Annotated in this window: 7 protein-coding genes, 3 tRNA genes and 1 rRNA gene; 1 reads left to right on the top strand and 10 read right to left on the bottom strand. The window is 44.1% G+C overall.

What is annotated here, in order from left to right:
• Positions 1 to 84 (bottom strand): 16S ribosomal RNA (locus tag AB4Z29_RS32060); the annotation flags it as partial.
• A gap of 714 nt (positions 85 to 798) precedes the next feature.
• Here AB4Z29_RS32060 and AB4Z29_RS32055 point away from each other — a divergent pair.
• Positions 799 to 1,569, top strand: a complete 771-nt coding sequence (locus tag AB4Z29_RS32055) for a MerR family transcriptional regulator (protein WP_441946926.1) — start codon at positions 799 to 801, stop codon at positions 1,567 to 1,569.
• A 160-nt stretch (positions 1,570 to 1,729) separates the two neighbouring features.
• Here the strand turns inward: AB4Z29_RS32055 and AB4Z29_RS32050 are convergent, their stop codons facing one another.
• The 9 genes from AB4Z29_RS32050 to AB4Z29_RS32010 all read right to left on the bottom strand — a co-directional run bounded on the left by AB4Z29_RS32050 (position 1,730) and on the right by AB4Z29_RS32010 (position 8,116).
• On the bottom strand, positions 1,730 to 2,545 hold the full coding sequence (locus AB4Z29_RS32050; RefSeq protein WP_441946925.1) for a hypothetical protein: 816 nt from the start codon (positions 2,543 to 2,545) through the stop codon (positions 1,730 to 1,732).
• 14 nt (positions 2,546 to 2,559) lie between these two features.
• The gene (locus AB4Z29_RS32045; protein ID WP_441946924.1) at positions 2,560 to 3,990 is read right to left on the bottom strand and encodes an ATP-binding protein; all 1,431 of its coding nucleotides are present in this window, start codon (positions 3,988 to 3,990) and stop codon (positions 2,560 to 2,562) included.
• A gap of 172 nt (positions 3,991 to 4,162) precedes the next feature.
• The gene (locus tag AB4Z29_RS32040) at positions 4,163 to 4,939 is read right to left on the bottom strand and encodes a hypothetical protein (RefSeq protein WP_441946923.1); all 777 of its coding nucleotides are present in this window, start codon (positions 4,937 to 4,939) and stop codon (positions 4,163 to 4,165) included.
• A 33-nt stretch (positions 4,940 to 4,972) separates the two neighbouring features.
• On the bottom strand, positions 4,973 to 5,971 hold the full coding sequence (locus tag AB4Z29_RS32035; protein ID WP_441946922.1) for an ABC transporter substrate-binding protein: 999 nt from the start codon (positions 5,969 to 5,971) through the stop codon (positions 4,973 to 4,975).
• A 117-nt stretch (positions 5,972 to 6,088) separates the two neighbouring features.
• Positions 6,089 to 6,367 (bottom strand): ABC transporter substrate-binding protein, encoded by a 279-nt coding sequence (locus tag AB4Z29_RS32030; RefSeq protein ID WP_441946921.1) that lies wholly within the window; start codon positions 6,365 to 6,367, stop codon positions 6,089 to 6,091.
• A gap of 10 nt (positions 6,368 to 6,377) precedes the next feature.
• Positions 6,378 to 7,661 (bottom strand): helix-turn-helix domain-containing protein, encoded by a 1,284-nt coding sequence (locus AB4Z29_RS32025; RefSeq protein ID WP_441946927.1) that lies wholly within the window; start codon positions 7,659 to 7,661, stop codon positions 6,378 to 6,380.
• Between the two features lie 208 nt (positions 7,662 to 7,869).
• Positions 7,870 to 7,949: transfer RNA gene (locus tag AB4Z29_RS32020), tRNA-Leu, on the bottom strand.
• A 9-nt stretch (positions 7,950 to 7,958) separates the two neighbouring features.
• Positions 7,959 to 8,034, bottom strand: a tRNA-Lys gene (locus AB4Z29_RS32015).
• A gap of 6 nt (positions 8,035 to 8,040) precedes the next feature.
• Positions 8,041 to 8,116 (bottom strand) — tRNA-Val (locus AB4Z29_RS32010).
• Positions 8,117 to 8,322: the final 206 nt, after the last annotated feature.

The raw sequence follows: 8,322 nt of genomic DNA, 5'->3' as shown, positions 1-8,322 counted from the left end.
CCCGAAGGACAAGATCCGCTCGACTTGCATGTATTAGGCACGCCGCCAGCGTTCGTCCTGAGCCAGGATCAAACTCTCCATATTAGAAGTTTTCGCTTCGACGCGATGTCGAATCGAAAAGCTTCAGGTGTTTGAAATGCTCATTACATTTGTTATCGCTTTTTCGCTTATCCCGAAGGATTTGCGAGGCAGTTGTTACTCGTTGTTCAGTTTTCAAAGAGCAATCTTTTCTTTCATTCATATCGCTTGTTTTGCTTGTCGTCCGCGTGTTTCTCTCGGCCGGAATTAGAATATATCATGTATCACACTATCATTGCAAGTCTTTTTTCAAAAATAAATCATTTTATTTAAAATTCACATATATTCAATATCAAAAGGATAAAAAAAATGGACATATATCCGTTATTCCGTCTCATGATTTGCTGCTTCAAAATCAAATTCAAAGCTGTTATCTACGCGCTCATACCTAGTTCCCAGTAACGCTCATGCTCCTTCATGCCCAGTATCGGATCATTCCGTTTTGATTAGCCAAGCCTCGGATTTCAAGCTTTAAATCAGCTATGACTCGCGAATCATTTAGATTCGTTTGTATTTGTTTCAAGAATGAATTTTTGAAGCCCCATGTCCTACTCATTCGCGCAAGCACTGTGCTCCTGCGACAAAGGATATATACAATCAAATAAATACAGCTCAATTACATCTGTTTTTGACGGTTTAGCCATTTTTGATACACTGAAAATAATGATTGACCTTCACGTTGCGTGAAGGTGTACGATGATCTTGTCAGGAGGCGAGCTTGTGGAATACACCATACAAAAGTTAGGACTGATCGCTGGAATCAGCACCCGGACGTTGCGCTATTACGATGAAATCGGGATGCTGAAGCCCGCTCGAATCAACTCCTCGGGGTATCGTATTTATGGGCAGGAGGAGGTCAACAAGCTGCAGCAAATTTTATTTTATAAAGAGCTGGGCATTGGTCTTGAGGAAATAAAAAGAATTGTGACCGCCCCCTCCTTTGACGGAAAAAGCGCGCTGCGCGAGCACAAGCAAAGACTGCTTGAAAAGAGACAGCAGCTCGACTTGCTCATCGCCAACGTCGACAAAACTTTAGCTCAACATGAAGGGAGAATTACGATGACCGACCAAGAAAAATTCGAAGGCTTTAAACAGCAATTAATGGATGAGAATGAGAAGCTATATGGGCAAGAAATAAGAGAGAAATACGGAGACGAACAAATAGAGCGCTCCAATCAGATCTTCAAAAACATGTCTGAGCAGCAGCATGCTGAAATCGAACAATTGGGATCGCAAGTCATTAGCACGCTAGTTGAGGCTTATGCTGCTGGCGATCCAGCAAGCGAGCTTGCGCAAAAGGCTGCCGATTTGCATCGTCAGTGGCTAAGCTTCTACTGGGGACATTACAGTAAGGAAGCACATGCGGGCGTCGCTCAAATGTATGTCGATGATGAACGGTTCACCGCATACTACGACAAGCATCAGCCTGGTGCGTCGCAATTTCTAAGGGATGCCGTACTCATCTATACAGGCATGGAGCTAGGATTGTAATCTACATGAAAAAACGGCTTCGCCGTCCTCTGCAAGAGGAGTGTATCCCCTTTTCTCGTAGAATTAGAAGAATACTTTATCTCGTGAAATATATAAAGTCTTATATTCCAACAAAAGAAGGCATGTCCGGGTTACCTAAAACCCGGGCATGCCTATTTCCTTATACGATCCTAACGACCAAACATTCTTGATGGCGATGAAGCCATTCCTCAGGCGTTGCAAATGACGGCTTTTCTTCCCAGTCTTTGTCGATCTTAGCGCTATAAATGCTGTATGCCAACGTGATGCAAGCCATCACCGAATCAGAAGCGTGATCGATTAGCTTGCCGATTTTGGGACCGGTTGCGTGAATCGGAATGAGATGAGGATTCAACCTAATATCAAATGTAGCATCCACAGCCAGCTTGAACTGCTCAGGGAGCCTCGCAGCTGCGCTAGTATCCTCACGATTCAAGCCAAGCTTGGCCCAGCCGTGGCTTGGATATACCTCGTATAACCGAGCTGCATCCTCCCTATGGCGATCAAAAGGATAAACAGCAGCTTGATTAAGCAGATTAAATATCAGCTTCCTCCCGCCATAGAGCATGCCGTTCATGCTGATTGGAGTTTCGGAAATCGGACTTTTCCCATCAACAGCTTTATCCGTTGCTCTACAATCACGATCATTATTCCTGCCGCTGTGAACCTTTCCGAATCTTGTCTTAAAATGCAAGCGCGTATCGGCATAGGCCTCTTGTATAAAATACTTCCATGAAGACTGATATTGTTCCTTCAAATGTGTGTTAGGAATCGAAAATGGAAAATCAAGCCCCCATGGTCCAGATTCATTTTTAATTTTATGGTACAAATCAAGTCTATCCTCGCAAGGAATGACACGCTCTATTGTAAGAACACGGTTATCCAAGTCGCCTACCGTTATAAATATTTTGCCATTCGGATCCTTTGCCCCACTGAAATCACATCCATAAACGAGCATGCTAACCTCCAAGTTTATTGTAGTGGACTATTGCTGGACAGCTGTCGTTCGACCTTAGGCTGGATGGGCAAACGCAGCGTGAACTCACTGCCCACCCCTTTTATGCTATTCAGGGCTAGCGAACCGTCAAGCAGCCTGGCTAGCTGATGACTGATTGATAAGCCTAACCCTGTTCCCTCATATTTCCGTTTCAGTGTACTGTCCTCCTGCAAAAAGGCATCAAATACGAGTTTCTGATTTTCTTCATCAATACCAATCCCCGTATCTTTTACGGAAAATACGATGCTTTCCGTGAATGAATCCTGCCTAATTTCTAAACGGATACTTCCGCTGTCTGTAAATTTAACGGCATTAGATAATAGGTTCCTTAGAATTTGGCTTAGTCTTAAGCCATCCGAAACAAAAAGCTTTGGAGCCGTATCCTCTATCGATATATGAAAGGAAAGCTTCTTTTTCTCTGCCATTGGAGCGATCTGATGATATAACAGCTGAGTGATATCCTCCATCGATATCTCTCCCCAGTCGATTTCCATTTTGCCTGCCTCTACTTTGGATAAATCCAAAATATCATTGATGATCCGCAGCAATTCTTGGCTGGAGCCATTAATGATATCGGCATACTGCTTGTTCTCGCTATATTCATCCTTTGCTTCGTTATCTCCAATAAGTTCAGAGAGCAAAATAATACTATTTAGAGGAGTTCTGAGCTCATGCGACATGTTGGACATAAATTCTGATTTATATTTGGAGTCTTTAAGGATTTGAGCAGCCTTTTCTTCCAGTGCTTTCTGCGTGCAAAGAAGCTCCTGCTTCTGTTCAATCAGTATCAGGTTTTTGTTCCGGAGTTCATCCACAAGCAGCTGCTCTTTATAAAAATCATAAATAATAAAGATAAAAAATGCACCCAGCAGAATAGAAAGAGGCAGTGTGTACGGCATAATGTTTTTTAAATATTCCTGACGATCGACAGCGCCAAATATTGCGATGCCCGTTACCTGAATAATATTAATCGTAAACAGTGATATCGCCGCTTTTTTAGGATAACTCCATGCTTGCTTGCCCCTATACAGCCGTACAAGTCCTGCCGAAACGAAAGCGAGTATGGTGATATTAATCGATCCTGTCCATGCATTTGGCGTAATTCCGTTAACCCCATATCTCGAAGCCGCAATACCGATACCGATAATAAGAACATGCACAGGATTCCGAATCATTAATGTCGCAAATATTATCGGCACGACCCTCAAATCAAAAACAGGGCCTTTATGTAATTGCAAGCCTACCTTCATAGCGAGCCAGCCCGAGAAGATGAAGGTTAAAATGAGAACAATGTTTTTTGTTGTATCCGACGCGTTTTGGAATAGGTTTTTATATAGGAGGTTAAATAAGTAGGCACAGGTAATAAGGATGCTAATGTTTGTAAAAAACGAAACATAAAAATTCATGAATCAGCCTCCCTTAGATGGGTTAATTATACGCGATGCCACCCACTTTGACAAAAAGCAGATCATGAACATTCCTAATTACACCGGCCTGCTTAGCCCGGTACACAAAGAAAAGCCCCGCTCAGCAGGACTTTAACCAAAATCTAACAAACATGATCAGGCTTATGCCTTCTTACTTTTCCTGCATGAGCATCCGCTCTCTATCTGACGCACTGAGCCTCGGGCATGTATGGCAATAGCCATGGCGCTTTAATCTGAATGCCAAGCAGCAGTATCGCCGTATATACAAAATGCTCCCGCGTCTTGGATGCATCACACTTCGTAATTGCGTAGATATCAGATGCTCCCTTTTACATCCCATGAGTATGCTTTGATCGTCTGCAATAAGCTGCAGCCTTTCCTTCGTCAATTCCCGATTGTGCTCCTCTTCCAATCTCGCATAATATTGCAGGAGCTGATGGGTTACTAAGGACCACATCACTTTCGTGGGGACGCTCGTATGCTCCGATACGGAAGCGAAAACGAGATCAGTATTTTGCAGCAGCTCTTGAAAATAATCAGCTAATTGATTCCTTCGTTTTGCCAAATCCGTATGGGAAAGCCATTCTGGCGCTTCTGGCTTCGTTTGGTATGCCATTACAGCTTGACTGGATATATGGAAGCGAACATTTGCCGGATTCGATGACAGCCTATAATCAAACAATCCAACTGCTGCAACGAGTCCCGTAAACCATACGGAATAGCGCTTCGCAAACAGCGTACCCACCACTTTCCGGTCGGGATGACTTAAGAGAGCGGATTGAATGTCCAGAATCGCGGTTCGAGATACGGAATCAAGCAGCTCAGTCACTGCAAAAGAATAATCTTCATCATCCGGCTGCCGCACAGAAATCCGAAAATGATTTTGCAAAAAGGATTGTGCGATCTGGAATCTTGTTTCATTATTCATCGAACGTCCTTCACCCCAAGCAGAAGCACTCTTCTATTCAACCATTTTCAACACATCGTCTACAATCTGCCCACGGCCGATAACGCCCCATCCCTTGAACAACCAAAAGGAGTCTGTTTCATAAACCTTCTCATTCTGAACGGCAGGCACCTTTGCCCATAAAGCGCTTTGATTCATGCTGTTCAGATTGTCCCGTCCATTCGGGTCAACCTCTAAAACGATATAGTCCGCATCCAGATCAGGAACGACCTCTAACGACAAATCAGCCCTTTGCTCTTCTGGAGTCAGCTCCGTGCGCGCAAACCCAAGATCGTGATACAAGAGCGTATTCGTCGGATGCCCTTTCCCAGCATAGATCTGGAGGTTTTTTTCTCTTACCCGAAGGTATGCCAGCTGTTTATGGTCTAATTTATTGACGATCTCGCTTGCTTTAGCCGTTTTTAGATGCAATTCTTCTATTCTTTTTTCCGCTAGCTCAACCTTATCGTAAAGCTCCGCTACCATTAGCAGATCCTTTGTCCAGTAGGTTGTATCATCCTCATATTCAAGCCATTCTGTGCCGAGAACTATGGTCGGGGCTATCTTCTCCAGCTGTTCGTAGGTGTCCTCTGCCGTACGGCTCTCAACAAGAATAACGTCAGGATCAATCTCTACGATCGCTTCAAGATTAGGGCTGTCTGCCGAGCCTACCAATTTTACGCCTTCGAGCTCACTAGCTAAGTAAGGAAGATAATCGCCTCCGTACCGTACCTCGACATTTACGCCAGCTGGCTTCTCCCCAATAGTAAGAAGATGGTCAATATATGCTGCGGAGAGAACGACGATTCGATCAATTTTGGCAGGTACGATCGATTCGCCTTTCAAATGTGTAACCTTTCGTGTCAAATCAGCGGCTATTGGCTCTGCCGTCGCTTCTATTACTGGTGCTGCGGTTTCTGTCTGGCCTTGCTTTTCGCTATTACCTCCACATGCCGCTAAGGTAAGCAGCAGCAAACCAAGAACAACGAGAGGGATGAATCTGTTCTTAAGCATCTGTTTTGTTCCTCTTCTCTTTTTAATAATAATAATCATTATCATTAATGATAAAGAAGGAGCCCTTCATTAGCAATGGACTAATTCATCTATTAATGGTGGACCTTCTCACCAAGTTCACTCTCTTAGCTGTGATGCAACGTAATCTATCGCCCACATTCTACCTGTAGGACCCAGCGCCTTAAAAAACATATCTCCGGCTTCATAAACCCGCTGATGCCGAACCGCCTCTAACGAAGCCCACTGTTCGGACTGAAGCAGCACTTGCAGTCGTTGCCTGGCCTCAGCCGTAGGATCAGTCATAATAAAAATGTGATCCGCCTGGAAAGAAGCTACCTCCTCCAGTTGTATGTCTTTGGCCCACTCCCGGTTTGGAAAGCCTTGCGGCAGATGCAAAGCAAGATCATCATAAAGTAAGATGATTTCCTGCTCCGTAAACCCGATAAAAGTGCGGACTAACTCTAATAAAAGAAACGGATGGTGTTCCCCAGCGCGTGATAATATTTTGTTTAATCACTGTTATTTGCTCGCGATACCTATCCACCCAATCTGCAGCTTGCCGCTTTCTTCCCAATATTTTAGCCATCTGCTCCAGCATTTGACCGTATTGATTCGAATGTGCCAATACGGCGGTTGGGGCAATCTGGTTAAGCGAATCATCATGTAGCAAGCGATCACTCGTAAGCATCATGTCAGGCTTCGATCTCATCAGCTTTTCATAATTTGATTTACGGCTGTCCAGCTTGAATTTGTTCTCTATATCTCCGCTCAGTTCTGGCAATGGATAAGAATAAGAAACACGCTCCTTATAGGACAAGGCTGCAACAGGCGTTAGCCCCAGCGTCAACAAATGATCGTCAATCCCATAGTAGAGCGCTGCAATGCGATGGCATTTATTTTTGATGTACAATGTTGGCGCCACGCCCTCTGCCTTCTTGAACGCCCGGCTAAAATAATGCTCATCCTTATAGCCGACTTGCTCCGCTACCTCTTTTGCTTTTTTTGATGAAAATAGCAATTGTTTCGCCTTTGAAATCCTCTGCTTTAATATATATTCTGTTGGCGTCATGTTCATTTGATGCTTAAAGCTTCGCGTAAAATGATTCATGCTATAGCCTGCCATTTTCGCTAGATGCTCAATTCTCATTTCCTTGCTATAATTCTGTGTTATGTAAGCCAAAGTACGCTCCATCCCCAGCAGGCCTTGTGGATCACCTTCGTCCTGCGTACTATTCAAACTTGCAACGGCATGCAGCAGATTGCTGAGCTTTCTGCTTTTAGTGAATCTGTCTGTTCGATGCGGGCTTTCCCTTTTAATAAAATAATGTATTGCATCATGGATGGAGACTGCTTGGCTCAACATATCCAGCTTTGCCGGGAATGGAAACATTGGCTGACTTACTGACCAATTTCTATTTTCTTTGTGCACCATAATCGCTCTAAACATAATAATCGAAACATGAATGGCTTGCTCGCTGCCGAACTTTCCTTCGATCGTCATACCTGGCTGAACATAAAAAAGATCGCCTTTCTTGACAGTTAAAGACGTTCCATTAATAACCGCCACGCCTCGGCCACTCGTAATTTCACATATGATGTAGGTATGGAGCGTTCTTGGGATTGAAAAACTGTCCGCCGGAACTTGACAGCTATAACTTCTTATTGCAGGGAAAATCAGCTTTTCCAACATCCGTAAGGCATCAGGTTTACGCATCGCTCAACTTCCCTTCTGCCGAGATTAGGCCTTTTTGTCTTACTTGGACTTATATATTATTGTTTCTTGATAAGCTTAACATAGTTTTCAATTACTCTGGACCTTTGTCCGGGTGAAAATAAATATACAAAAAAGCTTCTTAGATCATCTAACTGATCCAAGAAGCCTTTTCTAATGCATATGATGCGCGTAGAGGGACTTGAACCCCCACGGTCGCCCGCTAGATCCTAAGTCTAGTGCGTCTGCCAATTCCGCCATACGCGCATGTAAAAATGGTGAGTCATGTAGGATTCGAACCTACGACACCCTGATTAAAAGTCAGGTGCTCTACCAACTGAGCTAATGACTCGCAATATGGTGGAGGATGACGGGATCGAACCGCCGACCCTCTGCTTGTAAGGCAGATGCTCTCCCAGCTGAGCTAATCCTCCATGGAAACAATAAAACCCACAAGCTGTGGGAGTCGTGCTTAATGTGTTCAAAGCCATTTGCGCCCTGAAAACTGGATACGAAAGATAAGGTTTGCTGAACCTTCTTGCTGCTGTCTACCGGATGTATGGGTCACGGTAAACGTGTTTAGGATAAGCCCTCGACCGATTAGTATTCGTCAGCTGCACACATTGCTGTGCTTCCACCC

The sequence above is a fragment of the Paenibacillus sp. 2TAB23 genome (assembly GCF_052115165.1).
Classification (GTDB): domain Bacteria; phylum Bacillota; class Bacilli; order Paenibacillales; family Paenibacillaceae; genus Pristimantibacillus.
This window is presented reverse-complemented; position numbering and strand designations above follow the sequence as displayed.